This window comes from Sinomonas sp. T428B (genome assembly GCF_056780155.1).
This window is the reverse complement of the sequence record NZ_JBRAZR010000001.1, coordinates 2083726-2108262: the sequence shown is the minus strand read 5'-3', so window position 1 is coordinate 2108262 and position 24537 is coordinate 2083726. Positions and strand designations below refer to the sequence as shown.

At 70.5% G+C, this 24537-nt stretch carries 19 protein-coding genes; 15 read left to right on the top strand and 4 right to left on the bottom strand.

All coding sequences use genetic code 11. The annotated features are described in order from the left end of the window. Positions 1-86 precede the first annotated feature (86 nt). From ACUYMY_RS09640 to ACUYMY_RS09630, 3 genes are all read left to right on the top strand, one after another. The gene (locus ACUYMY_RS09640; protein ID WP_481703353.1) at positions 87-506 is read left to right on the top strand and encodes a YciI family protein; all 420 of its coding nucleotides are present in this window, start codon (positions 87-89) and stop codon (positions 504-506) included. Beyond that, the gene (locus ACUYMY_RS09635; RefSeq protein ID WP_481705031.1) at positions 503-1822 is read left to right on the top strand and encodes an RNA polymerase sigma factor; all 1320 of its coding nucleotides are present in this window, start codon (positions 503-505) and stop codon (positions 1820-1822) included. The genes ACUYMY_RS09640 and ACUYMY_RS09635 overlap by 4 nt, the downstream gene beginning before the upstream one ends. Before the next feature lie 92 nt (positions 1823-1914). Continuing rightward, complete coding sequence (locus tag ACUYMY_RS09630) at positions 1915-3078, top strand: hypothetical protein (RefSeq protein WP_481703352.1); 1164 nt, start codon at positions 1915-1917, stop codon at positions 3076-3078. 11 nt (positions 3079-3089) lie between these two features. Here the strand turns inward: ACUYMY_RS09630 and ACUYMY_RS09625 are convergent, their stop codons facing one another. Together ACUYMY_RS09625 and ACUYMY_RS09620 are read right to left on the bottom strand one after the other, a co-directional pair. Then, positions 3090-4829: an alpha-amylase family protein gene (locus ACUYMY_RS09625; protein ID WP_481703351.1), complete on the bottom strand. Its 1740-nt coding sequence runs from the start codon at positions 4827-4829 to the stop codon at positions 3090-3092. 19 nt (positions 4830-4848) lie between these two features. After that, on the bottom strand, positions 4849-5847 hold the full coding sequence (locus ACUYMY_RS09620) for a TIGR03885 family FMN-dependent LLM class oxidoreductase (protein WP_481703350.1): 999 nt from the start codon (positions 5845-5847) through the stop codon (positions 4849-4851). A 103-nt stretch (positions 5848-5950) separates the two neighbouring features. On the opposite strand from ACUYMY_RS09620, the gene ACUYMY_RS09615 reads away from it, so the two are divergent. From ACUYMY_RS09615 to ACUYMY_RS09600, 4 genes are all read left to right on the top strand, one after another. Then, positions 5951-6526, top strand: a complete 576-nt coding sequence (locus tag ACUYMY_RS09615; protein ID WP_481703349.1) for a DedA family protein — start codon at positions 5951-5953, stop codon at positions 6524-6526. Beyond that, positions 6510-7328 carry a thioesterase family protein gene (locus ACUYMY_RS09610; protein ID WP_481703348.1) on the top strand — a complete coding sequence of 273 codons (819 nt, stop codon included), beginning with the start codon at positions 6510-6512 and terminating at the stop codon, positions 7326-7328. Before ACUYMY_RS09615 ends, ACUYMY_RS09610 begins: the two co-directional genes overlap by 17 nt. 3 nt (positions 7329-7331) lie before the next feature. Further along, positions 7332-8099: a lipoate--protein ligase family protein gene (locus ACUYMY_RS09605; RefSeq protein ID WP_481703347.1), complete on the top strand. Its 768-nt coding sequence runs from the start codon at positions 7332-7334 to the stop codon at positions 8097-8099. Positions 8100-8177: 78 nt separating this feature from the next. After that, complete coding sequence (locus ACUYMY_RS09600) at positions 8178-10472, top strand: FdhF/YdeP family oxidoreductase (protein ID WP_481703346.1); 2295 nt, start codon at positions 8178-8180, stop codon at positions 10470-10472. A 22-nt stretch (positions 10473-10494) separates the two neighbouring features. Here ACUYMY_RS09600 and ACUYMY_RS09595 read toward each other — a convergent pair whose 3' ends face one another. Next, positions 10495-10755 (bottom strand): mycoredoxin, encoded by a 261-nt coding sequence (locus ACUYMY_RS09595; protein ID WP_481703345.1) that lies wholly within the window; start codon positions 10753-10755, stop codon positions 10495-10497. Between the two features lie 111 nt (positions 10756-10866). Next, positions 10867-11613 carry an SOS response-associated peptidase gene (locus ACUYMY_RS09590; protein WP_481703344.1) on the bottom strand — a complete coding sequence of 249 codons (747 nt, stop codon included), beginning with the start codon at positions 11611-11613 and terminating at the stop codon, positions 10867-10869. A 192-nt stretch (positions 11614-11805) separates the two neighbouring features. Here ACUYMY_RS09590 and ACUYMY_RS09585 point away from each other — a divergent pair, with 192 nt between their 5' ends. From ACUYMY_RS09585 to ACUYMY_RS09550, 8 genes are all read left to right on the top strand, one after another. Then, positions 11806-12138: a hypothetical protein gene (locus tag ACUYMY_RS09585; protein WP_481703343.1), complete on the top strand. Its 333-nt coding sequence runs from the start codon at positions 11806-11808 to the stop codon at positions 12136-12138. A 10-nt stretch (positions 12139-12148) separates the two neighbouring features. Further along, on the top strand, positions 12149-15595 hold the full coding sequence (locus ACUYMY_RS09580; protein WP_481703342.1) for a DNA polymerase III subunit alpha: 3447 nt from the start codon (positions 12149-12151) through the stop codon (positions 15593-15595). A 124-nt stretch (positions 15596-15719) separates the two neighbouring features. Next, positions 15720-17735, top strand: coding sequence for a threonine--tRNA ligase (gene thrS, locus ACUYMY_RS09575; protein ID WP_481703341.1), 2016 nt, complete (start codon positions 15720-15722; stop codon positions 17733-17735). Position 17736: 1 nt separating this feature from the next. Then, complete coding sequence (locus ACUYMY_RS09570; protein WP_481703340.1) at positions 17737-18414, top strand: HIT family protein; 678 nt, start codon at positions 17737-17739, stop codon at positions 18412-18414. Then, positions 18404-19030, top strand: coding sequence for a phosphatidylinositol phosphate synthase (gene pgsA, locus ACUYMY_RS09565; RefSeq protein ID WP_481703339.1), 627 nt, complete (start codon positions 18404-18406; stop codon positions 19028-19030). Before ACUYMY_RS09570 ends, pgsA begins: the two co-directional genes overlap by 11 nt. Positions 19031-19164: 134 nt before the next feature. Further along, the gene (pdxS, locus tag ACUYMY_RS09560) at positions 19165-20073 is read left to right on the top strand and encodes a pyridoxal 5'-phosphate synthase lyase subunit PdxS (protein ID WP_481703338.1); all 909 of its coding nucleotides are present in this window, start codon (positions 19165-19167) and stop codon (positions 20071-20073) included. Between the two features lie 596 nt (positions 20074-20669). Beyond that, entirely contained in the window at positions 20670-21182 is a 513-nt protein-coding gene (locus tag ACUYMY_RS09555) for an SRPBCC family protein (RefSeq protein ID WP_481703337.1), read from the top strand. A gap of 555 nt (positions 21183-21737) precedes the next feature. After that, complete coding sequence (locus tag ACUYMY_RS09550; RefSeq protein ID WP_481703336.1) at positions 21738-24521, top strand: phytase; 2784 nt, start codon at positions 21738-21740, stop codon at positions 24519-24521. Positions 24522-24537 lie beyond the last annotated feature (16 nt).

Below are 24537 nucleotides of genomic sequence, written 5' to 3'. Positions count from 1 at the left end.
GGGCCGTGTCGATCTGCGCCTTCCCCGTTCGACCTAGGGATGAAAGGGTCGAGAGGCGACCCCGACACCCTCAGGAGTGAACGACCATGGCCAAGTACATGCTGATCATGCGCAACACCGACGAGTCCCTCAAGCTCATGATGGACACGCCGTTCGAGGAGATGCTCGAGTCGGTGGGCCGGTTCAACGACGAGCTCATCAAGGCCGGCGTCCTCGTCGCCGCCGAGGGCCTCGACGACCCGTCCACCGGCGTCGTCGTCGACTACAGCGGCGAGACGCCCGTGGTCACGGACGGGCCCTACGGCGAGACGAAGGAGCTCTTCGGCGGCTTCTACCTCCTCGACGTCGCCTCCCAGGAGGAGGCCGTCGAGTGGGCTCGACGGATGCCGGCGATCCCGGGCTCGAAGTGCGAGATCCGCCGCGTGCCCGGGATCGACGAGTTCCCGCAGGACAACGAGTACGTTGCCAGGGAGCGTGCGTGGCGCGAGCGGACGGGCCAGCTCTGAGCCCTGCTGGGCCAAGCGCCGCGGCCGCGGCAGGCTCCGAGGCGGCGCGCCGCGCCGTCGAGGCGGTGTGGCGCATCGAGTCCCCGCGGATCGTCGGTGCGCTCGCCCGCTACACCGGGGACTTCGCCCTCGCGGAGGACGTCGCACAGGAGGCCGTCGCGGAGGCCCTCGTGGCCTGGGCCCGCGACGGCCTCCCGGCCAATCCCGCCGGGTGGCTGCTCGCGGCCGCTCGGCGCCGCGCGATCGACGCCTTCCGCCGGCGCTCCGCCCTCGACGCCCGGTACGGCCTGCTCGCGGGGCAGCTCGCGGAGGGGCAGGCGACGACGGGCGCGTCCTCCCCTCCGGAGGGCGCCGACGGCCTGCTCTGGGACCCGGACAAGGTCGACGACGACGTCCTCGCCCTGATCTTCACAGCGTGCCACCCCGTGGTCTCCCCGGAGGCCCGCATCGCCCTGACCCTGCGGGTCGTCGCGGGCCTGACGAGCGAGGAGATCGCCCGGGCGTTCCTCGTCCCGGTGGCGACCGTCCAAGCGCGCATCACGCGGGCCAAGAAGACCATCGCGGCCGCGGCGGTGCCCTTCGAGGTGCCGCCCGCGGACGAGCGCCGGGAGCGGCTCGCCGCCGTTCTGAGCGTGCTCTACGTGGTCTTCACCGAGGGATCGACGGCGACGAGCGGCGGCAGCCTCCTGCGCACCGACCTCGCGCGGGAGGCCATAAGGCTCGCGCGCATGCTCGTCGCGACGCTGCCCGACGAGCCCGAGGCGCACGGGCTCCTGGCGCTGTTCGAGCTCACCGCGGCCCGGTTCCCGGCCCGTACCGGCCCCGACGGGGAGGCCGTCCTGCTCGAGGACCAGGACCGCAGGCTCTGGGACCGCTCGGCGATCCGCCGAGGCACGGCCGCGCTCGCCCGCGCCCAGGCCGCGGGCCGCGGGCTCGGGCCCTACGGCCTCCAGGCCGCGATCGCCGCATGCCACGCCTCGGCGCCCTCCGTCCGGGAGACCGACTGGGAGCGGATCGTGCTGCTGTACGAGGCGCTCGGCCGGGTCGCGCCGTCGCCCGTCGTCGAGCTCAACCGCGCCGTGGCCGTGGCCATGGCAACCGGGCCGGCCGAGGCGCTGGGGATCGTGGACGGCCTCGTCGTCTCCGGGCGGCTCGCCGGCTCCCACCTGCTCCCGGGCGTGCGCGGGGAGATCCTGGCCAGGCTTGGCCGACGCGACGAGGCCAGGGCCGAGCTCGAGCTCGCCGCCCGCCTCTGCGCCAACGACCGCGAGCGCGCGGTCCTCGAGCGCAAGGCGGCCGCCCTCACCGCCGGCTGACTACGCCGCATCGCGACACGCGGTTGTCCGCGCCGGATCGCAGCGTGGGCGATGCCGCGTTGCGGCCCGGGCCGGCGCCTATGATGCGAGGCATGGACCTGGCCGACGTCGCCGCCGAGCTCTACGCCCTGCTCCCCGCGGAGTTCACCGCGGCGCGCAACCGGCGGGCCAAGGAGGCGAAGGCCGAGGGGCATCCGCTCCTCGCGAAGCAGGTCGCCCGGCTGCCCAAGCCCGCGGCGTCCGCGTGGGCCGTCAACCTCATCGCGCGGCAGCATCCCGAGGAGCTGGCCCCCGTGCTCGACCTCGGCGCGGCCCTCCGCGACGCTCAGGAGATGCTCGACGCCGAGCGGCTGCGCGAGCTTGGGCAGCAGCGCAGCCGCGTCCTTGCCGGCGCCGTCCGCGGAGCTCGCTCCGCCGCCGAGGCGCAGGGCGTCCGGATCAGCGACGCCGCCGCGGGCGAGATCGAACAGACCCTCCGCGCCGCGATGGGCGATCCGGAGGCCGCCGCGGCGGTCCGCAGCGGGCTGCTCGTGCGCCCGTTCGCCGGGGGCGGCTTCGGTCCCGCGGACCTCTCGGGGGCGGTCGCCGTGCCGGGCGCCCTCGCTGAGGGCGGGAGGGCCGACGGCGGGCTGGGGACGGGCAGGCTGGGCACCCGTGGGGCGGGCGACGGCGCGCTGGGCACGGGCGGGGCGGCCGACGGCGGGGCGACGGCCGCGCCCGCGAAGGCTCGCACTGGGCGGGCGGGGGCGAAGCGCGCCGCGGAGGCTCCGATGGTTGCCGCCGGGACCGCCGTCACGGACCACGCGGCCGACTCCGGGAGGACAGAGGCCGAGCGCATGGAGGCCGAGCGCGTGGAGGCAGAGCGCGTGAAGGCCGAGGCCGCGGAGGCCAGACGGGTCGAGGCGGAGGAGGCCGAGGCGCGCCGGGAGGCACGGCGCCAGGCCGAGGAGGCGAAACGGCGGGAGCGCGAGGAGGCCGAGCGCGAGCTCGGGGAGGCCGAGGAGGCGCTCTCAGCCGCCGAGGCGGAGCTCGAGGAGGCCGAGCGCCAGACCGCCGAGGCCGCGGCGCGCCGGGAGGCCGTCGAGGGCGAGCTCGCCGGGCTGCGCGCGAGGCTCGCCGAGCTCGAGGACGATCTCGCCGCCGCGGAGCGGGAGGAGGGCCTCGCCGGCCGCGCCCGCCGGCTCGCCGCGCGCGTCGCGGAGCAGGAGCGGCGCGTCCTTGCGAGGGCCCGCGAGCGCCTCGACCGGCTCACGTGACCCCGCGCGCCTCAGATGAGCCGCCGCACGCCGGGGTGCTGGATCCGCAGCCACGCGTGCCCGTAGCCGTCGAGCGTGACCTCCACGGCGCCGTCGTCCGCGACCGGAAGGCCGCTGTCCGGGAAGTCGCCCGAGGAGAGCAGGTCCTGCAGCACGACGCCCTCCCAGCTCGGCTCCGCTCCCGGCTCCCCAGACAGCGCCGGTCCGTCAGGCGGGGACCCGAGGGCGAGCTGGACGGTCACGGCCTCGGAGGAGAGGTTGTGCACCGCGAGCAGGCTCGCGTCCTCCCACGTGCAGCGGTGCGCGAGGACGGCATCCGCGCGGTGGTCGAGGACCTCGCACCGGCCCCAGCCCAGCTCCGGGCACTCCCGGTAGCGCTGCGCGAGCCGGGTGATGAAGTTCAGCAGAGAGTCGGGGTCCCGGCGGGCCGCCGCGACGTTGACGTGTGCGGGCCCGTAGCCCCCGGCGGGGATCCTGCTCACGAGCCTGTTCGGCGGCGCCGAGGAGAAGCCCGCGCTCGGCTCCGAGGTCCACTGCATGGGCGTGCGCACGGCCATCCGGCCCTCGGCCGAGAGGTCCTCGCCCATGCCGATCTCCTCGCCGTAGTAGAGGACGGGGGTGCCGGGCAGGGCGAACAGCAGCGAGTACAGGAGCCGGATCCGGCGCGGGTCGCCGTCGAGCATGGGCGGGACCCTGCGCTTGAGGCCCCTGCCGTAGACCTGCATCTCCGGCTCGGGGCCGAACGCCGAGAAGACCTCCTGGCGCTCCTCGTCGGTGAGCTTGTCGAGGGTGAGCTCGTCGTGGTTGCGCACGAACGTGGCCCACTGGTTGTCCGGGGCGACCTCGGGCCGCTTCCTGAGCGCGGTCGCGAGCGGCCGGGCGTCCTGCCGGGCCATGGCGAGGTAGGCGTTCTGCATCGTGATGAAGTCGAACATCATCGTCAGCTCGTCCCCCTCCGGCCCGCCGAAGTAGCTCACCAGGTCCTTGGAGGGCAGGTTGACCTCGCCCAGGAGGATCGACTCTCCGCTGCGGCGGCCCATGAACTTCCGCAGCGAGCGCAGGTACTCGTGGGGGTCGCTGAACTGCTCGAGTTCCTTCCCGTCGACACCCAGGGTCGAGAGGAAGTAGGGCACGGCGTCGACCCTGAAGCCGCTCAGGCCCATCTGCAGCCAGAACCCGATCGCCTTCGCGATCTCGTCCCGCACCTTGGGATTGGCCACGTTGAGGTCCGGCTGGTGCCGATAGAAGTGGTGGAGGTACCACTCGCCGGTCTTCTCGTCGAGCGTCCAGATCGACTGCTCCTGGTCGGGGAAGACGACCTCGCGGGACGTGTCCGGCGGCGGGTCGGAGCGCCACACGTAGAAGTCCCGGTACGGACTGTCCTTCGAGGAGCGCGCGGCCTTGAACCAGGGGTGCTGGTCGGAGGTGTGGTTGACCACGAGGTCCGCTATGACCCGCATGCCGCGGTCCCGGGCCGTGCGGATGAGCTCGACGAGGTCGCCGTGGTGGCCGAGGCGGTGGTCGACGCCGAAGAAGTCCGTCACGTCGTAGCCGTCGTCCCGGTCCGGGCTCGGGTAGAAGGGCATGAGCCACAGGCAGGTCACGCCCAGCTCGGCGAGGTAGTCCACGCGCTGGGCGAGCCCCGCGAGGTCCCCGATGCCGTCGCCGTCGGAGTCGAAGAACGTCTCGACGTCGAGGCAGTACACGACGGCGGTCTTCCACCAGAGGTCTGAGGTGTCCGTGATGCGCATGGCAGGCTCCTCGTGGAGGTCAGTACGTGACCTGCTCGTCGGCGGGGCTGAGGTTCTCAGGCGTGAGCAGGGCCGGGATGACGCTCCGGCCGAACGTCTCGATGAAGCCGGCCTGCGCCTGCCCGACGTGGTGGAGGTAGAGCTCGTCGAAGCCGAGGTCGATGAACTCCTGGAGCCACGCGGCGTGCTGCTCGGGGTCGGGGGAGACGAGGACCGAGCGGCGGACCTGCTCCTCGGTCATGTCACGGCCCGCCTCGTCGAACTCGGCGGCGGTCGCCACGTCCCACGTGTGCGGGTGGGGAACGGCGCCGGGGCGCCACTGGTCGTGCGCGATCGCGATGGCCTCGTCGTCGCTCTCGGCCCAGGAGAGGTGCACCTGCAGGACGGCCCGGCCGTGCCCGCCGCGGGTCCGGTAGGCCGAGAGGACCTCCCGGAGCGTCGCGTGCTCCTGGTTGACCGTGATGAGCCCGTCCGCCCACACGGCCGAGCGCGCGGCGGTCTCGGCGGTCACCGCCGCCGCGACGAGGGCGGGCGCCGGGTCCGGGACGTCCCACACGCGCGCCCGATCCACGCGCACGCGCCCCCCGTGGGTCACCTCCTCGCCGTCGAGCAGCCGACGGATGACGCCGACGCTCTCCTCGAGGCGCTCCTGCCGCTCCTCCTTGGGCGGCCAGGGGTCCCCAGTGACGTGCTCGTTCATGTTCTCGCCGCTTCCGAGGGCGATCCAGAACCGGCCGGGGAACATGCACCCGAGCGTCGCGGCGGCCTGCGCGACGATCGCGGGGTGGTAGCGCTGGCCGGGGGCGTTGACGACGCCGAAGCGCAGCCGCGTCGTCGCGAGGGCCGCGCCGAGCCACGAGAAGGCGAACCCGGAGTGGCCCTGCCGCGCGGACCACGGCTCGATGTGGTCCGAGCACATGGCGCCCTGGAAGCCCGCTCGCTCGGCGTGCTGGACGTCGCGCAGGAGCTGGGCCGGGCCGATCTGTTCATGCGAGGCGTGGAAGCCGATGACAGCCATCCTCCCGTGTGTAGCAGGGCACCGGTGCACTGTCGAGGGCCCGATCGAGGGTCCGCTAAGCTGGGGAATTGCGCAAGGGACAGCTTGCGCAATCTGCTGGTGCGTGTCCCACAGCGGGCGGGAGGTGCTCATGGACGCGATCCTCTCCCTGCCCTTCGCCCTCGCCGTGGCCATCCTCTTCTGCATCGTGCTCCTGCGCACCAACGCGACCTACTGGGCCGGGCGCGGCGCCGCGGCGGGCCTCGCACGCAGCCGGCGGCTCTCGGCACGCCTCGCACGGCCGGGTCCTGCTCGGGCCCTCGCCCGCGCGGGGCGGCTCATCGATCGCTGGGGGCCGATCGCCGTCGTCCTGGCCTACCTCACGGTGGGGCTCCAGACCGCGATCCACCTCGCCGCCGGCATGGCCCGCATGCGCCTGCGGCACTACCTTCCCGCCGCCGTCGTCGGCTCGGCGGCGTGGGCGGTCCTCTACGCGACCATCGGCCTCGCCGCCATCGAGCTGTGGGTCGACGCCGCGCTCGTCTCGCCGTGGCTGTGGCTCGTCGTCTGCGGCGTGGTGCTCGTCGTCGTCGTGCGCGTGCTCCTGATCCGGCGCCTCCGGGCAGACCGCGCTACTGTGGGTGAGGCCGTCCAGCGAGGTTCGGCCGGGAGAGGAGCGGGACGTGACGCAGGCGTCTGAATGGACGGCGCAGCTGCCGGGGCTGGCCGAGGGGGACTCCTACTACGAGAACCTCGGCGGGGGCCGCTTCCGCTCCACGATCCACGCCCAGGGCGCCTGGAACCCGCACGAGCAGCACATGGCCCCGGCGTCGGGCATCATCGCCCACTGCCTTGCCCTGCACGAGCCCAGGGCCGGGATGCGGATCGCCCGCCTGAGCTACGAGATCCTGGGGCTCATCCCTGCGGGCGAGTTCGGGGTCACGGTGCGGACGGTGCGCCCCGGCAGGACCATCGAGCTCCTCGAGGCCGAACTCACCGCCGCCGGCCGCGTCGCGATCCGCGCGAACGCGTGGCGGCTCATCACCTCCGACAGCTCCGAGGTCGCCGCCGTCGAGGACGCGGGCATCCTTCCGGTTCAGGAGTGCGAGCCCTGGGACGGCGCCGAGTGGCCGGGCGGCTACATCCGCTCCCTCGAGATGTACCAGGCCCCGCACCACCGCTCGGGCCGCGGCAGCGTCTGGATCCGCACTTCCCACCCCCTCGTCGCCGGCGTCGCGAGCCCCGACTGGGTGCGCCTCATCGGCCTCGTGGACACGGCCAATGGCATCGCGACCCGCGTCCCGCCCGGACCGGGCAGCTGGGCCTTCCCCAACGTCGACCTCCAGATCCACCTCTACCGCGAGCCCACCGGCGAATGGCTCGGCATCGACAACGCCGTCTCCTTCGGCGCCGACGGAATCGGGCTCACCTCCTCCGTGCTCCACGACGCGAGCGGTCCGTTCGGCCGCGCGGAGCAGATCCTGACCCTGCGCAGGGCCTGACCCATGGCGGAGTGGAACGAGGGCGGCTCCGTCCCCCTCGACGTCGTCGCCGGCAGCGGCCTGCCCGCGGGCTCCGATGCCGCCGCCGAGCTCGCCGGCGCGGCCGAGCTCCTCGACGAGGTCAAGCGCGGGCGGCGCGGGGGGACCCTGCGCCTGTACCGGCCCCACCCGACCATGGCCTTCGGCCAGCGCGACACGCGCCTGCCGGGCTTCGAGGCGGCCCGCGAGGCCTCGCTCGCCCACGGCTTCGAGCCCGTCGTCCGCAGGGCGGGGGGCAGGGCTGCGGCGTACCACGGGGGCACGCTCATCGTGGACCACATCGAGCCCGCGCACGAGGCCATGGTCGGGCACCGGCACCGCTTCGAGGTCTTCGGGGAGCTCTACGCGCGCGTGCTGCGCACGCTCGGTGTCGACGCGCGGGTCGGCGAGATCCCCGGCGAGTACTGCCCGGGCGAGTACAGCGTCCACGGCGTCCCGGACGGCGTGCGGGCCGGGGCGGACGACCCCGAACTGACGACGGCGTCGGGCCGGGTCAAGCTCGTCGGCACGGCCCAGCGCGTGGTCGCCGGGGCATGGCTCTTCTCCTCGGTCTTCGTCGTGAGCGATGCCGCGCCCGTCCGAGAGGTCCTCACCGACGTGTACCAAGCCCTGGACCTGCCCTTCGACCCGGCCACGGCCGGCGCCGCGGACGACCTCGTGCCCGGGATCGCCGTCGACGACGTCGAGGCGGCGCTCCTGGCGATGTACCGGGACCACGGCGCCCTCGGCTGAGGGAGGGGCGTAGGCTCGGGGAGCCCCGCTCAGGGAGCCCGTTGCCTTTTCCCACGCACCGGTGCTAGACCTTCAGCTATGGCGAGGAAGCCGCCCGTTCACGACGTCGACGACTCGCACCTGAGGGTCGGGCCGCCACGACGATCCGCCGCGGGACTCGAGAGCGTCTCGGAGACCCTTCCGCTCGCCGTGTCCCGGCTCGGGTCGGCCAGGACCGCGACGGCGCTGGCCAACCTCAACCAGCGCGGCGGCTACGACTGCATGAGCTGCGCGTGGCCCGACCCGCCGGATCGGAAGGTCGCCGAGTTCTGCGAGAACGGCGCCAAGGCGGTCATCTGGGAGGCCGAGCCGCTGCGGATCCCCAGCTCGTTCTGGGCCGAGCACCCGCTCTCGGAGCTGCGGGAGCGCACCGAGTACTGGCTCGGCCAGCAGGGGCGGCTCGTCGAGCCCGTGTACCGGGCGCCGGGCACCGACCACTACGTGCCGATCGGCTGGGAGGAGGCGTTCGACGTCGTCCGCCGCGGCCTCGCCGCGCTCGACTCGCCGGACGAGGCCACGTTCTACACCTCCGGGCGGACGAGCAACGAGGCGGCCTTCGCGTACCAGCTCTTCGTGCGCTCCTTCGGCACGAACAACCTGCCCGACTGCTCGAACATGTGCCACGAGTCCACCGGCGCCGCGATGGGCGCGACCCTCGGCATCGGCAAGAGCGCGATCACCTACGAGGACTTCGCCAAGGCGCAGCTCATCGTGATCATGGGCCAGAACCCCGGAACCTGCCACCCCCGCATGCTCACCGCGCTCGAGGAGGCCAAGGAGGCTGGGGCGCAGATCGTCGCCGTCAACCCGCTCCCCGAGGCCGGGCTCATCAACTTCCGCAACCCCCAGCGCCCGCGTGGGCTCCTCGGGCACGGCACCGACCTCGCCGACCAGTTCCTGCAGATCCGGCTCGCCGGGGACATGGCGCTCCTGCAGGCCGTGTCCAAGCGCGTCCTGGCCGCGGAGGCAGCCGCGCCCGGCACCGTCCTGGACCACGCCTTCCTCGACGAGCACTGCGAGGGGCTCGAGGCGTTCGCCAAGCACGTCGCGGCGCTCGACGACGAGGAGGTGCGGGCCGCGACCGGGCTGCGGGACGAGGAGATCGACGAGCTCGCCGCGCGGTACATCGCCTCCGAGCGGACCATCATCACGTGGGCCATGGGGCTGACGCAGCACCGCAAGGCCGTCGCCACGATCCGCGAGATCGTCAACCTCCTGCTCCTGCGCGGCAACATCGGCCGGCCCGGCGCGGGGCCCTCGCCCATCCGGGGGCACTCGAACGTCCAGGGCGACCGGACCATGGGCATCTGGGAGAGGATGCCGGAGCCCTTCCTCGACCGGCTCGGGGCCGAGTTCGGGATCGCCATGCCGCATGAATTCGGCCTCGATTCCGTGGACAGCATCCGCGCGCTCGCGGACGGCCGGGTCAAGGCCTTCGTCGCGCTCGGCGGGAACCTCGTCTCGGCGATCTCGGACACCGCCGTCGCCGAGCAGGCCCTGAGCAGGGCCCGGCTCTCGGTGTCCATCTCGACCAAGCTCAACCGCACGCACGCGTTCGCCGGCGAGGAGGCGCTCATCCTGCCCACGCTCGGGCGCACCGAGGTGGACCTGCAGGCGTCGGGACCGCAGTTCGTGAGCGTCGAGGACACGGTCTGCGCCGTGCACGCGTCCGAGGGGAAGCTCCCCCCGATCGCCCCCGGCGTGCTCTCGGAGGTCTCGATCGTGGCGCGCATGGCCCGGGCGGTCCTCGGCCCAGAGCATCCCGTGGACTGGGAGGGCTTCGAGGCGGACTACGACGCGATCCGGGAGCGGATCGCGCGCGTCGTGCCGGGGTGCGAGGACTACAACGAGCGGATCCGGCGCCCAGGCGGTTTCGTGCTCGCGCACGCCCCGCGGGACGAGCGCCGCTTCCCGACCCCGAGCGGGAAGGCCAGGATCACGGTCAACGAGCTCGAGACCATCCGCGTGCCGGCCGGGCGCCTCCTCCTGCAGTCAGTGCGCTCGCACGACCAGTTCAACACCACGATGTACGGCCTCAACGACCGCTACCGCGGCATCCACGGCGGCCGGCACGTCCTGTTCGTCAATCCCGAGGACCTCGCCGAGCTCGGTCTCGCCGACGGGCAGCACGTGGACGTGCACTCCGAGGCGGACGACGGCGTCGACCGCACCCTGCCCGGGCTGCGGATCGTCGCGTACCCCACGGCGCGGGGCTGCGCCGCGACGTACTTCCCCGAGGCGAACGTGCTCGTGCCCCTCGACGCGACGGCCGAGGTGAGCAACACGCCCGTGTCGAAGGCCGTCGTCGTGCGCCTCGAGCCAGCCGCGGCGTGATGCCGAGACGGATGGGTGGGTCCTAGACGCCCAGCTTCTGGACGACCTGGGCGGCCGAGGGGTTCGTGGCCGCCGTGCCGTCCGGGAAGATCACGGTCGGGACGGTGCGGTTGCCGCCGTTGAGCTTCTCGACGAGCTCCGCCGTGCCCTCGACCTCCTCGATGTTGACCTCCGTGTAGCCGATGCCCTTGGCGTCGAGCTGCTTCTTGAGCCGGGTGCAGTAGCCGCACCACGTCGTGGAGAACATCGTGATCGTGCCGTCGGCGGGGGTGAAGCTGTCCATGCGTGTGCTCCTCAGGGGGAAATACGGTCGTCGAAAGGGGATCCTCCGCATCAACGGTACGCGGGCGCACGGTATTCCGGGCGCTCGGTTAAGCCAGCTGACGCTGGGAGGTCAGCCGGCCGGCTCGATGAGCTCCGGGCCGTTGTTGCGCACGCTGTTGACGAGGTCGCCCACGATGCGCGGGACGAGGTGCGGCTCGGGCATCGAGTCGATGAGCGCCCGGACGTCCGCCTCCTTCGTCGTCTCGGGGTCGAGCCAGTCTGCCCACATCTCGCGGGGGACGATGACGGGCGTGCGGTCGTGGATGTACCCGAGGCTGTCCGACGCCGGGCCGGTGAGGATCGTGCACGTGCGCAGCCACCGCTCGGGGTGGTCCGGCGGGAGGGACGGGTCCGGCCAGTTCTCGAACAGGGCCGCGAAGGCGAGCAGCCCGCCGTCGGCCGGGTAGAGGTAGGTGGGGACCTTCACCGGCTTTCCGGTCCCCCCTCCTGCCCCGCCCGTCCCAGAGGATTCGCGCTTCTCCCACTCGTAGTACCCGTCGGCGGGGATGAGCGCGCGCTTCGTCGCCGCGGCCTTGCGGAACGAGGGCTTCTCGGTGACGGTCTCGCGGCGGGCGTTGATGAGCCGCGCGGCGCCCTTGGTGTCCTTGGACCACGGCGGCACGAGGCCCCAGCGCGCCGTCACGAGCTTGCGCGAGGGCTCGCCTGTTTCCTTGTCCTTCCGGTCCAGGACGAGGGGGACTGGGTCCGTCGGGGCGATGTTCCACGAGGGGGTCGTCTCGTCGATATAGGTCTCGTCGACGTCGAACTCCGCCACGAGGTCGCCCACGGCTCGGGCCATGACGTATCTGCCGCACATGGGGCCCATTATGTCCCGCGGCCTTCGCAGAGCGAGAGGTGCCGCGGGGCGTTCACGGCTGTCGGAGGCCGGGTCTACACTGGAAGAGTTCGAAGATACTTTCGAACAGGTAAGGCGATGCAGGTAAAGCACTGCAGGCAAAGCACGACAGTCGAAGCAGTACGTCAGTTCCGAGCGTTCCGGGAGCGTCCGATGGGCATATTCAGCGAGGCGGTGCAGGTCTGGTCCTCCGCTGAGGGGAGGCCTGAGCGCCTGCGCTGGAAGGACGTGGACTACCGCTTCGCCTCCGAGCCCATCCGCTGGTTCGAGCGGCGGCCCTGGTGGCGCGACGAGGGCCGCGCCCCCGTGGGCTACGGGCCGGGGCTCGTGGACCACGAGATCTGGCAGGTCCAGGCGGTGCCCGAAAGCGCGCCGGCCGAGTCTGTGGAGCCCGTGACCCTCGAGATCGTCCACTACGGGGCCACCGGGGTGTGGCGCCTCCTGCGCGTGCACCGCGGCGAGGCCACGACCCGCCGGCTGGCCTGAGGGGAGGCGCATGGCATCGGCATCCTTCACACACCTGCACGTCTCGAGCGCCTTCAGCGCCCACTACGGCGTGTCCTGGCCGGACGAGCTCGCCGCCGCGGCGAAGGCCGACGGCGCGAGCGCGCTCGCGTGCACTGACCGCGACGGCCTCTACGGCGCCGTCAAGCACTTCAAGGCCTGCCGGGAGCACGGCCTCGACCCGATCGTCGGCGTCGACCTCGCCCTGCTCGCCGATCCCGAGGAGGCGCACGACGGCGGGTACCGCGGGTCCCATCAGAATGCACGGAAGCAGCGGCGCGGGGCCGCAGGCGTGGCGGGGCGCGTCGTCGTGCTTGCCCACGGCGGCAACGGAGGGGCGGGCTGGAAGGCGCTGTGCCGCCTTGTCTCGGACGCCCATGTCCACACGACCGGGAAGGCCAACAGCCCCGTGCCCGCCGGCGTGACCCACGCCGAGCTCGCCGCGCGCTGCCTCGACGAGGGCACAGGGAAGCCGGTCCTGACAGTCCTGATCGGGCCGGACTCCGACGTGGGGCGCGCGATGGGTGGGCGCCGCTTCCTGCGCCCCCGGACGCTCTTCCGCCAGTGGCTCGAGGCGATGCCCGCCGGCGTGCTCGCCGTCGAGCTCGTGACGCACCTGAGCGCCCCCGGCCAGCAGCTGAGCACGAGCCACGCCGTGCGCATGCTCCGGCTCGCGAACGAGCACGGCGTCCCCGCGGTCCTGACCAACGCGGTGCGCTATGTCGAGGAGGACGGCGCGGCCACCGCGGACGTGCTCGACTCCGCCCGAACCCTCACGCCCCTCGAGCGGCTCATCGCCCCCCTGGACGAGGACGGCGAGTATCCGCTGGGCCCGTCCCTCCAGCCCACGGGGCAGGGGTGGCTCAAGCCTGCGGAGCTCATGCACGCCCTCGGCCGCGAGATCATCCACGCCGCCGGGCTCGGCGGGAAGGACCTCACGCACCTGCTCTCCAACACCGAGCGGATCGCCGACCGCTGCCGGCTCGACCCGGTCGCCGACGCCGGGTGGGGGAGGCCCGTCGTTCCCGAGGCCTCGGTCATCGGCATCACCGGGGAGCCCCAGCAGGAGCTCAGCGAGCGCGCGCTCGCAGGCATCGGGCGGCGCTTCCCCGCGCTCGCGGGCAGCGGGCTCGAGCAGGTCCACGCCCGGCTCAAGCACGAGCTCGACATCATCCATGACCTCGGCTTCGCCTCCTACTTCCTCACCGTCGCCGAAGTCGCCGAGATGATCCGGGGGATGGGCGTACGCTCGGCCGCGCGCGGCTCCGGCGCGTCGAGCCTCGTGAACTACCTCCTCGGCATCAGCCACGTGGACCCGCTGCGGCACGACCTCATCTTCGAGCGCTTCCTCTCGCGGGACCGCTCGACCCTGCCGGACATCGACATCGACGTCGAGAGCGCCGAGCGGCACAACGTGTACCGGAGGATCTTCGAGCGCTTCGGCGCCGAGCGCGTCACCCTCATGAGCATGCAGAACGGCTACCGGGCCCGCGGCGCCGTGCGGGACGCCGGCCTGGCCCTCGGCCTCGACGAGGAGGAGGTCGGGGACATCGCCAAGCAGCTGTGGCGCTTCTCCGCGAGCCACTTCCGCGAGGCGCTCGCGGAGAAGCCCGAGCTGCGGGGCTTCTCGGAGCAGGTGGGTGGCAACCACCAGCTCGAGCTCCTTGTCGACCTCACCGAGCGGCTCGACCGCCTGCCGCGGCACATCTCGATGCACCCGTGCGGCGTGATCCTCGGGGACGCCGGCCTCCTCGACCGCACCCCGGTCCAGCCCAGCGGCATGGGGCTGCCCATGAGCCAGTTCGACAAGCACGACATGGACCCGATGGGCATGCTCAAGCTCGACGTCCTCGGCGTGCGGATGCAGAGCTCGATGGCGTTCGCCGTGCGGGAGGCGGAGCGGATCGACGGGACCAGGATCGACCTCGACGCCGTCCCGCTCGACGACGAGGCCACGTACGAGCTCATCCGCTCGACCCACACCCTCGGCTGCTTCCAGATCGAGTCCCCGGGCCAGCGGGAGCTCGTCGGGAAGATGGCGCCGCGCGAGTTCAACGACCTCATCATCGACATCTCCCTCTTCCGCCCGGGGCCGATGAAGAGCGACATGGTCCGGCCGTTCCTCGAGCACCGGCACGGGTTCGCGCCCGAGCGCTACCCGCACCCGGACATGAAGCCGTATCTCGCCGAGACCCACGGCGTGACCGTGTTCCATGAGCAGGTGCTGCGCACCTTCGACACCTTCACCGGCTGCGGGCTCGCGAAGGCGGACGAGTTCCGCAGGCTCCTCGGCAACGAGGAGAGGGAGCCGGAGATCGAGGCGTACTTCCGTGAGCATGCGGCCGCAAAGGGCTACACCTCCGAGGTCATCGAGAAGGTCTGGCACACCCTCAAGTCGTTCGCGAGCTTCGGCTTCTGCAAGGCCCACGGCGCGGCGTTCGCGGTGCCGACCTACCAGTCGGCGTGGCTCAAGGCCCACCATCCGGAGGCGTTCCTCGCGGGCATCTTCGAGCACGATCCGGGCATGTACCCCAAGCGGCTCCTCGTCGCCGAGGCCAGGCGCATGGGCATCCCGATCCTGCCCGTGGACATCAACGCGAGCCGCGACGAGTACCGGGTCGAGCGGATCGCCGACGGCCCCGACGCCGGCAGGCTCGGCATCCGACTCACGCTCAAGGGCATCTACGGCCTCTCCGAGGGCGAGCTCGCCCGGATCGTCGCAGGCCAGCCCTACGCCTCGATCGCGGACGTGCGGGACCGGGCCAGGATCACCCGCTCGAGCCTCAGGCGGCTCGCCGAGCTCGGCGCGTTCGACTCGCTGCACCGGGCCGTGGGCGCGCGGGGGAGCAGGGCTGATCTCGTCGCCCACCTTGCCGAGCTCGCCCCCAGGACCTCGGCCAGGAAGGACGCCCCGATCGAGGGACAGCTCTCGCTCGAGATCGGGGACGTCGAGCTCGAGAACCTGCCCGCGCGGCTGCCCGAGCCAGGCCCGGCAGAGAAGGTTCGCACCGAGCTGGACCTCATGGCCGTGGACGCGAGCGCGCACCTCATGGACAGCCACCGACCGCTCCTGGACCGGCTCGGCGTGACGACGGCGGACAGGCTCCTGTCCCTGCGCAACGGTACCCAGGTCCTCGTGGCCGGGATCCGTGTCGCGACCCAGACCCCGCCCATGCGCGGCGGGCGGCGGGTCGTGTTCATCAGCATCGACGACGGGACGGGCTGCGTCGATTCGGTGTTCTTCACCGAGGCGCAGGAGAGGAGCGGGCCGCTCCTGTTCGGCACGCGCCTGCTCCTCATCCGCGGGACGACCCGCCGCACGGGCCCCCGGGGGATCAGCCTCAGCGCGGACATGGCGTGGGACCTCGCCGAGCTCGAGCGCTCGCTGGACCCCGAGAACCCTGTCCTCCCCGAGCCCGGGCACACCCCGGCCGCGTGAGCCGCGGCTCCGGACCGTGCCTGCGCCCTGGCTCTCTCGGTTTGTTCGATACGCTTGACCGTGGCTGGCTGTGGTCACCGTACGCCACAAGCTATGAAGCCGACAGACGAACAGGAGACACCCCGTGCCAGATGCCCAGCAGACCACCATCACCGTCGACGGCGAGGAACGCACCGTCACGGCGGGCACCACGGGAACCGAGCTCTTCGACGGCCGCCGCGAGATCGTCGTCATGCGCGTCGACGGGGTCCTGAAGGACCTCGACCAGCCCGTGCCGGACGGCGCCGCCGTCGAGGGCGTCGACATCGCGAGCGAGGACGGGCTCAACGTCCTGCGCCACTCGACCGCCCACGTCATGGCCCAGGCGGTCCAGCAGCTGCGCCCCGACGCCAAGCTCGGCATCGGCCCCTACATCAAGGACGGCTTCTACTTCGACTTCGACGTCGCCGAGCCGTTCACGCCCGAGGACCTGCGGACCCTCGAGAAGATGATGCTCAAGATCGTCAACCAGAACCAGGTCTTCCGCCGCCGCGTCGTGACCGAGGACGAGGCCCGCGAGGCCATGGCACAGGAGCCGTACAAGCTCGTCATCCTCGGGGCCAAGGACAACCAGTCCGAGGGCGCCACGAAGGAGGGCGCGAACGTCGAGGTCGGCGCGGGCGAGATCACGATCTACGACAACATCGACCGCAAGAGCGGCGACGTCGTCTGGTGCGACCTCTGCCGCGGCCCGCACCTGCCCAACACCAAGCTCATCTCCAACGCGTTCGCCCTCACGCGCTCCGCCGCCGCCTACTGGCTCGGCTCCGAGAAGAACGTCCAGCTCCAGCGCATCTACGGCACGGCGTGGCCCACCAAGGAGGCGCTCAAGGAGTACCAGGAGCGCATCGCCGAGGCCGAGCGCCGCGACCACCGCAAGCTCGGCGCCGAGCTGGACCTGTTCTCCTTCCCGGACGAGCTCGGCTCTGGCCTTCCCGTGTTCCACCCCAAGGGCGGGATCATCCGCAAGGCCATGGAGGACTACTCGCGCCAGCGCCACACCGAGGCCGGCTACGAGTTCGTCTACACCCCGCACATCACGAAGGGGCACCTCTACGAGGTCTCGGGGCACCTCGACTGGTACCGCGAGGGCATGTTCCCGGCGATGCACATCGACGCTGAGCACGCCGAGGACGGGACGGTGCGCAAGCCCGGCCAGGACTACTACCTCAAGCCCATGAACTGCCCGATGCACAACCTGATCTTCCGCTCGCGCGGGCGCTCCTACCGCGAGCTGCCGCTGCGGCTGTTCGAGTTCGGCTCGGTGTACCGCTACGAGAAGTCGGGCGTGGTCCACGGCCTCACCCGTGTGCGCGGCATGACCCAGGACGACGCGCACATCTACTGCACCCGCGAGCAGATGAAGGACGAGCTCACCACGACGCTGACCTTCGTCCTCGACCTGCTCAAGGACTACGGCCTCGACGACTTCTACCTCGAACTCTCCACGAAGGACCCGGAGAAGTACGTCGGGAGCGACGACGCGTGGGACGAGGCCACGCGCACCCTCGCCGAGGTCGCCGAGGCCTCGGGCCTCGAGCTCGTCCCGGACCCGGGCGGGGCCGCGTTCTACGGTCCCAAGATCTCGGTCCAGGCGCGGGACGCGATCGGCCGGACCTGGCAGATGTCCACGATCCAGCTCGACTTCAACCTGCCCGAGCGCTTCGAGCTCGAATACCAGGCGGCCGACGGCACGCGCCAGCGGCCCGTCATGATCCACCGTGCGCTGTTCGGCTCCGTCGAGCGGTTCCTCGGCGTGCTCACAGAGCACTACGCAGGGGCGTTCCCCGCGTGGCTCGCCCCCGTCCAGGTGGTCGCCATCCCGGTCGCCGAGGCGTTCAACGACTACCTGTACGACGTCGTCGCCCAGCTCAAGCGCGAGGGCATCCGCGCCGAGGTGGACGCCGGGAGCGACCGCTTCCCGAAGAAGATCCGGACCGCGAGCAAGGACAAGATCCCGTTCGTGCTCATCGCCGGCGGCGAGGACGCCGAGGCCGGGGCCGTCTCCTTCCGCTTCCGCGACGGGAGCCAGGACAACGGCGTGCCGGTCGAGGCGGCCGTGAAGCGGATCGTCGAGGCCGTCCGAACGAGGGCGGTCTGACATGGCGGAGTCCACGGGGATGGGGGCCCCGCGGGAAGGCGGGCCGGAGGCTGTCCCCAGCGGCAGCGCACCGGATCGCGACGTGACGGACGGCTTCGAGCTGGCCGGGACGCCGGACGCCTTCGGGCGCCTGTGGACTCCGCACCGCATGGCCTACGTGACGGGCGGGCAGGGCCGCTTCAAGAGCCAGGACGAGTGCCCCTTCTGCGCCGCGCCTGGGCGCAGCGACGAGGAGTCGCTGATCGTGCACCGCGGGGTGACGTGCTTCGCGGTCCTGAACCTGTTCCCGTACAACCCGGGCCACCTGCTCGTCTGCCCGTACCGCCACGTGGCCGACTACACGGACATCTCCGCCGAGGAAACCGCGGAGATGTCGGAGATCACCCAGACCGCGATGCGCGTGATCCGCAAGGTCGCCGGCCCGCACGGGTTCAACGTCGGCATCAACCAGGGCGACGCCGGCGGGGCCGGGATCGCGGCCCACCTCCACCAGCACATCGTGCCCCGATGGGGCGGGGACGCGAACTTCCTGCCGATCATCGCCCAGACGAAGCAGATCACGCAGACGCTCCAGGAGACCCGGGCGCTCCTCGCCGAGGCCTGGCCGGAGGCACACCCGGCGGCCGACCGCGGCGCGCGGCTCGCGCAGGACGGCGGGAAGGCGACGGGTGCTGAATAGGCACGCCCGCAGGCTGTTCACTCGGCTCTTCACGCCGCTCGCCGCCCTCCTGCTGCGATGGCGCGTGTCCCCGGACGCCGTGACGGCCGTCGGGACGATCGGGGTCTCGGTGAGTGCCCTCGTCCTGTACCCCCTCGGCGAGCTCTTCTGGGGGACGATCGCGATCACCCTCTTCGTCTTCTCCGACGTCGTCGACGGGATCATGGCCCGGCTCGCGGGCCGAACCGGGCGCAGCGGGAGCTGGGGGAGCTTCCTGGACTCGACGCTCGACCGCGTCCAGGACGGGGCCGTGTTCTCCGGCATCGCCTTCTGGTTCTTCGCGGGCGGCGCCCACTTCGCGACGGGCGTGCTCGCCATAGCGTGCCTTGCGCTCGGCTACCTCGTCTCCTACGCGCGGGCCAAGGCCGAGTCTCTCGGCTACGACGCGAATGTGGGGATCGCCGAGCGCGCCGAGCGGCTCGTCGCGACCCTCGTGGTCACGGGCCTGTGCGGGCTCGGCCTGCCCGTCCCCGTCCTGACCTGGACCCTCGTGGCACTCGCCGCGGCGAGCGCCGTCACGGTCGTCCAGCGCATCGCGGCGGTGCGGGCGCAGGCCATCACGGGCCACGCGGCCTGAGGCCCTGTGCAGGCGTCTAGAGGGTCTGCGGGGCCGTTGGAAGTCATGCCAGTCACAGTCGGTCCGCTGCGGGGATAGACTGTGGTGTCCCCACAGACGTATCCAGCTTTTCGCGCGACAAGAAAGACGAGTACGTGTCTACTGAAGCAAACGCCTCGGCGCCGACGACTGGCAGCAACCGCGTCAAGCGCGGCATGGCCGAGATGCTCAAGGGCGGCGTCATCATGGACGTCGTCAACGTCGAGCAGGCGAAGATCGCCGAGGACGCCGGCGCCGTCGCCGTGATGGCCCTCGAGCGCGTTCCTGCCGACATCCGCGCCCAGGGCGGCGTGTCGCGCATGTCCGATCCGGACATGATCGACTCGATCGTCAACGCGGTCTCGATCCCGGTCATGGCCAAGGCCCGCATCGGGCACTTCGTCGAGGCCCAGGTCCTGCAGTCCCTCGGCGTGGACTACATCGACGAGTCCGAGGTCCTGACCCCGGCCGACTACGAGAACCACATCGACAAGTGGGCCTTCACGGTCCCGTTCGTGTGCGGTGCGACGAACCTCGGTGAGGCCCTGCGCCGGATCAACGAGGGCGCGGCGATGATCCGCTCCAAGGGCGAGGCCGGCACCGGCGACGTCTCCAACGCCACGACCCACATGCGCAAGATCCGCGCCGAGATCCGCCGCCTGTCCTCGCTTCCCGAGGACGAGCTCTACGTTGCGGCCAAGGAACTCCAGGCCCCGTACGAGCTCGTCAAGGAGATCGCCGAGACCGGCAAGCTCCCGGTCGTGCTCTTCACCGCCGGCGGCATCGCGACCCCGGCCGACGCGGCCATGATGATGCAGCTTGGCGCGGACGGCGTGTTCGTCGGCTCGGGCATCTTCAAGTCCGGCAACCCGGCCCAGCGCGCCGCGGCCGTCGTGAAGGCCACGACCTTCTTCGACGACCCGGACATGATCGCCAAGGTCTCCCGCGGCCTCGGCGAGGCCATGGTCGGCATCAACGTCGACGAGATCCCCCAGCCGCACCGCCTCGCGGAGCGCGGCTGGTAAGCGCTGGTAAACGAGGCGTTTCGGGCCCACGCCGCCATTGTCTGGCGGCGTGGGCCTCGCTCGTTCGGCGCTGCGGTCGGCACTGATGCCGTGGTCCAAGATGGGTCATCCGTCGACGCTCGGGATCGCCGACGGCCGCATGGCAGTACAGCGCTGACCTGCCCTGTGAACAACGCCGATCAGTGCTGCAGACGGACAGCGGAACGCGGCAGTGAGAGAAACCACGGGCTCCTCCCTTAGCTCTAGCTAGGGCGTCAACTTTGGACCGCAGTATCAATGTCGACGAGATCCCCCAGCCCCACCGCCTCGCGGAGCGCGGCTGGCAAGGCTGACACACGAGGGTCTTCAAGCTCGTGCCGCCGCTGGTCCGGCGGTGCGAGTCCGTATCCACAGGTGGCATTGACGGAGCCCCAAGGCGGATGCCTTGGGGCTCCGTTGATCGTGCTGGGTATCCAGGCCTGCGGTGACATCCTGGGCCCACCCTGTGGCCAGCCGTCGGTGAATGTGGGCGGACCCTTGGCCGCACCTTGTCCGACGGTTAACCTCAGTGGCAGGTGACCCGGCTGGGGGCGGTTCCATGTCGAAGGGGCGGCGTTATGGCCGACTACCAATTCATCACCCGATGGCAGTTCAAGGCGCCGATCCAACGGGTCTGGGATGCGATTGCGGATCCGCACTCGTATCCGACGTGGTGGCCGCACTTCACCGTAGTGACCCTCGTCAGGGAGGGCGACCGTGAGGGCATTGGGAGCGTCTACCGCATCCACACCACTACCAAACTGCTGTACTCCCTGACTTTCGAGACGGAGACGATCAGGCGCGAGCCGCCGCGGCGCCTCGAACTGAGGTCCACTGGGCAGCTCGAAGGCACGGGCCTGTGGGAGCTCGCGGAGGAGGGTGGAGCGACCAGTGTCGTCTACCACTGGCATGTGCGCACGAGGAAGCGGTGGATGAACCTCACTGCGCCGCTGCTGCGTCCCGTCTTCAAGTGGAGCCACAACATGCTCATGGACGAGGGCGGCGAGGGCCTCGCCAAGTACTTGGGGGTGCGGCTGCTGGCGAACGAATCGGGCGAAGAGGCGGGTCATCGGGAAGTTCATAGGCGCTAGAGGGGAGCGTCACTCCGCGGACTTGGAAGTCCCGGCCGACAACGCGTGTCCTGACCACGACGACTCGCTCCACGTCGTGTCGCCGCCATTCGCGGAACGGATCAGTTCCGCGTGGAAATCGGGAATGCTGCGAACATCGCTCGCCAGTCGGCCTGCATTTGTGCCCGTCCAACAAAGGCTCTGCGGGGGTGGGCGGGTTGCTCGCTGCCGCTATCGGTCAGGCTCGGCCTCAGCACCCTTCATGCTGTCAACGGTGCGGGTTTCTGTGCCTGATGCCTTCAGGCCATACTCGGCCACGCGGCCGCAAGGGCGACCCCCTCTGCCAGGTTCATCATGAGCGACCAAAGCGCCATGAGACGGGCAACCGCCGGCTCTCTCGGACCCAGGGAAACAGGTAGTGCCAGCTCACGAGACAGGTACTGACTACTGATGACCGCAGGCTTGCCTGGTCTATAACCTCCGGATTGAGCCGTTATATCGGCCAGCCGTGATAAGGGTGTCTGCCGGCACCCGGTGCTGCCCTTGTGCCGCGCACGGCCAACGGATAGGAAATCCATGGCTCACACCGTTAGTTTTCCACGCACTCAGACGGCTGGCGGATCCTTGCGCCACCCACCCACGCTGCTCCGGCCCCTGCTTGTCGCGGTTTTGGCTGCCGCCCTCGCAGGCCTCAACGTACTCATCGCCCCGCAAGCGCACGCGGCGGATATCCTCGTGACTCCGTCAGCAGAGACAACACCCGTTCCGAGCTCAAGTGACGCGGCAGATGACACCGCGATTTGGATACACCCCACTGACCCGTCGCAGAGCGTGGTGATCGGCACGGACAAACTGAGTACTGGAGGGGTGGGGGTCTACGACCTGTCGGGGCGCCAGCTGCATTTCTACCTGCACGGCAGCATGAACAACGTCGATCTCCGGTACAACTTTCCGTTGGGCAGTGAGCGCGTCGCCCTCGTCGGCGTGACGGAGAGGAATGTGGAGTCGACCGGCGTTCGATTCTACAAGGTGAACGTCGCGGACCGGTCCCTGACAGAGGTGGGGCGCATCAGCACTCCAGGCAGGCCTCGAGGCTTCGGAATGTATCACTCCCCAGTCTCGGGAAAGTATTACGCCTTTGTGCATGACTTCAATACGAATGTGATAACCCAGTTCGAGCTCGACGGCTCCAATGGAACGGTTCGAGGCACTGCCGTGCGTTCTTTCGACAACGGCGACAGCTCCGAAGGCATTTCGGCTGATGATGAGCTGCAACGTCTCTACGTGTCCGAGGAGAAAGTCGGCCTGTGGCGGTACGGAGCTGAGCCCGGGGACGGTTCAACCCGGACACTCGTGGATCGCACCGTGGCGACCGGTGGACGAATAGTGGAGAACGTCAAGAACTCCGCCATTTACTATGGTCGGCAGGGGACCGGTTATCTGATTGTATCGAGCCAGGGTGGATCCAACTTCGTCATCTACAACCGCGGTGACAACGCCTTCGTCGGCTCCTTCAAGATCGTGGATGGTGGCGGCGTCGACGGTGTGAATGGTCAAGACGGGATTGATGTCACCAATTTCCCGCTCGGACCTTCCTATCCCGCTGGACTTTTCACGAGCCAGGACCACAACAACACCAATGCGGGCAACGGCAACAGCGGCAACCAAAATCACAAGCTTGTCTCCTGGCAGCGGATTGCCGATGCTTTCAGCCCTCGGCTGCTTGTGGACAGCACGTTTGACCCGCGTCAAATAGGAGCAGAGGGCGGGGGAGGAGTCCCCGGACCGGATACCACACCGCCCGATACCTCGATCACAGGCGGTCCATCAGGGACCAGTAGCAGCACTTCGGCCGATTTCACATTCAGTGCGACGGAGCCTGGGACTTTCGAGTGTGCCTTGGATGGCGGTGCCTTCGAGGGATGTGCGTCACCGAAGAAATACGCTGATCTCGCTGCCGGCTCGCACGTCTTCGCGGTGCGAGCGACCGACGGGGCGGGAAACTCGGACCCAACTCCTGCGGAGCGAACGTGGGTCATCGACACCTCGGCGCCTCAAACGGAGACCTTGGCACCGACGGCGGACGCCTACGTTTCGAGCGCGGCGACGACGACGAACTACGGGACGGCGTCGAAGCTCGCCGTGGACAACAGCCCGGTGGAGAACGCGTATCTGAAGTTCGATCTGTCGCCACTCGCGGGAAGGACGATCGTCAGCGCGAAACTCGAACTGCGGGCCACGACCAGCGGCTCAACGGGCACGCAGAACGTCCGGCTGGTGACGCAGGACGCGTGGACGGAGAGCGGCCTCACGTACAGCACGAGGCCGGCCTTGGGCACCAGTGTGCTGGGCAGTGTCGGACCGGTCGCGGCGAACACCGGTTATGAGGTGCCGCTGTCTGCGTCCGTTCTGCAGGGTGAGGTTGGCGGCATCCTGTCGCTTGGCATCAACACCACCAGCGGCGACGGGGCAGACTTCGGCTCCAGAGAGACTCCGACCCCGCCAAGGCTCGTGCTCCAGTTGGGATCGGGCACGGGGACGCCGCCACCCGGGGATACAACGGCACCCACGGTGACCTCGGTGACTCCGGCAGAGAATGCCACAGACGTGGCGGTCACCGGAAATGTCACGGCGACGTTCTCGGAGGCCATGGACTCGGCGACGGTCAACAGGACGACGTTCACACTGACCGAGGGAACGTCAGCCACTCCTGTGGACGCGGTCGTCACCTTCAGCAACAACACCGCGACCTTGGATCCCACCGCCAATCTCACTCCTGGTACGCAGTACACCGCGAGGGTCACCGGCGCGAAAGATTCCTCCGGCAACACAGTCATCGCCAAGTCGTGGACTTTCACGACGGCCGCGGCCGCGACGCCCTCGGAGACGGTGACGTTGACCCCGACAGCGGACACCTACGTCTCCAGCGCGGCGACGACGACGAACTACGGGACGGCCCCGAAGCTCGCCGTGGACAACAGCCCCGTGGAGAACGCGTATCTGAAGTTCGATCTGTCGCCACTCGCGGGAAGGACGATCGTCAGCGCGAAGCTCGAACTGCGGGCGACGACGAGTGGCTCAGTGGGCACGCAGAATGTCAGGCCGGTGACGGAGGACGCGTGGACGGAGAGCGGCCTCACGTACAGCACGAGGCCGGCCTTGGGCAGCAGTGTGCTGGGCAGCCTCGGACCGGTCACGGCGAACACCGGTTATGTAGTGCCCCTGTCTGCGTCCGCCCTGCAGGGTGAGGTTGGCGGCATCCTGTCGCTGGGCATCAACGCCACCAGCAGCGACGGGGCCGACTTCGGCTCCAGAGAGACGACGACCCCGCCAAGGCTCGTGCTCCAACTGCAGCCGTAGACAGTCGCGGCTGGGC

Coding starts and splice junctions, on each gene's coding strand:
- ACUYMY_RS09580 (WP_481703342.1), top strand. CDS start 12,149: ATGGCATCGGCATCCTTCACACACCTGCACGTCTCGAGCGCCTTCAGC.
- ACUYMY_RS09590 (WP_481703344.1), bottom strand. CDS start 11,613: ATGTGCGGCAGATACGTCATGGCCCGAGCCGTGGGCGACCTCGTGGCG.
- ACUYMY_RS09550 (WP_481703336.1), top strand. CDS start 21,738: ATGGCTCACACCGTTAGTTTTCCACGCACTCAGACGGCTGGCGGATCC.
- ACUYMY_RS09570 (WP_481703340.1), top strand. CDS start 17,737: ATGGCGGAGTCCACGGGGATGGGGGCCCCGCGGGAAGGCGGGCCGGAG.
- ACUYMY_RS09630 (WP_481703352.1), top strand. CDS start 1,915: ATGGACCTGGCCGACGTCGCCGCCGAGCTCTACGCCCTGCTCCCCGCG.
- ACUYMY_RS09600 (WP_481703346.1), top strand. CDS start 8,178: ATGGCGAGGAAGCCGCCCGTTCACGACGTCGACGACTCGCACCTGAGG.
- ACUYMY_RS09595 (WP_481703345.1), bottom strand. CDS start 10,755: ATGGACAGCTTCACCCCCGCCGACGGCACGATCACGATGTTCTCCACG.
- ACUYMY_RS09620 (WP_481703350.1), bottom strand. CDS start 5,847: ATGGCTGTCATCGGCTTCCACGCCTCGCATGAACAGATCGGCCCGGCC.
- ACUYMY_RS09555 (WP_481703337.1), top strand. CDS start 20,670: ATGGCCGACTACCAATTCATCACCCGATGGCAGTTCAAGGCGCCGATC.
- ACUYMY_RS09605 (WP_481703347.1), top strand. CDS start 7,332: ATGGCGGAGTGGAACGAGGGCGGCTCCGTCCCCCTCGACGTCGTCGCC.
- ACUYMY_RS09640 (WP_481703353.1), top strand. CDS start 87: ATGGCCAAGTACATGCTGATCATGCGCAACACCGACGAGTCCCTCAAG.
- ACUYMY_RS09585 (WP_481703343.1), top strand. CDS start 11,806: ATGGGCATATTCAGCGAGGCGGTGCAGGTCTGGTCCTCCGCTGAGGGG.
- ACUYMY_RS09625 (WP_481703351.1), bottom strand. CDS start 4,829: ATGCGCATCACGGACACCTCAGACCTCTGGTGGAAGACCGCCGTCGTG.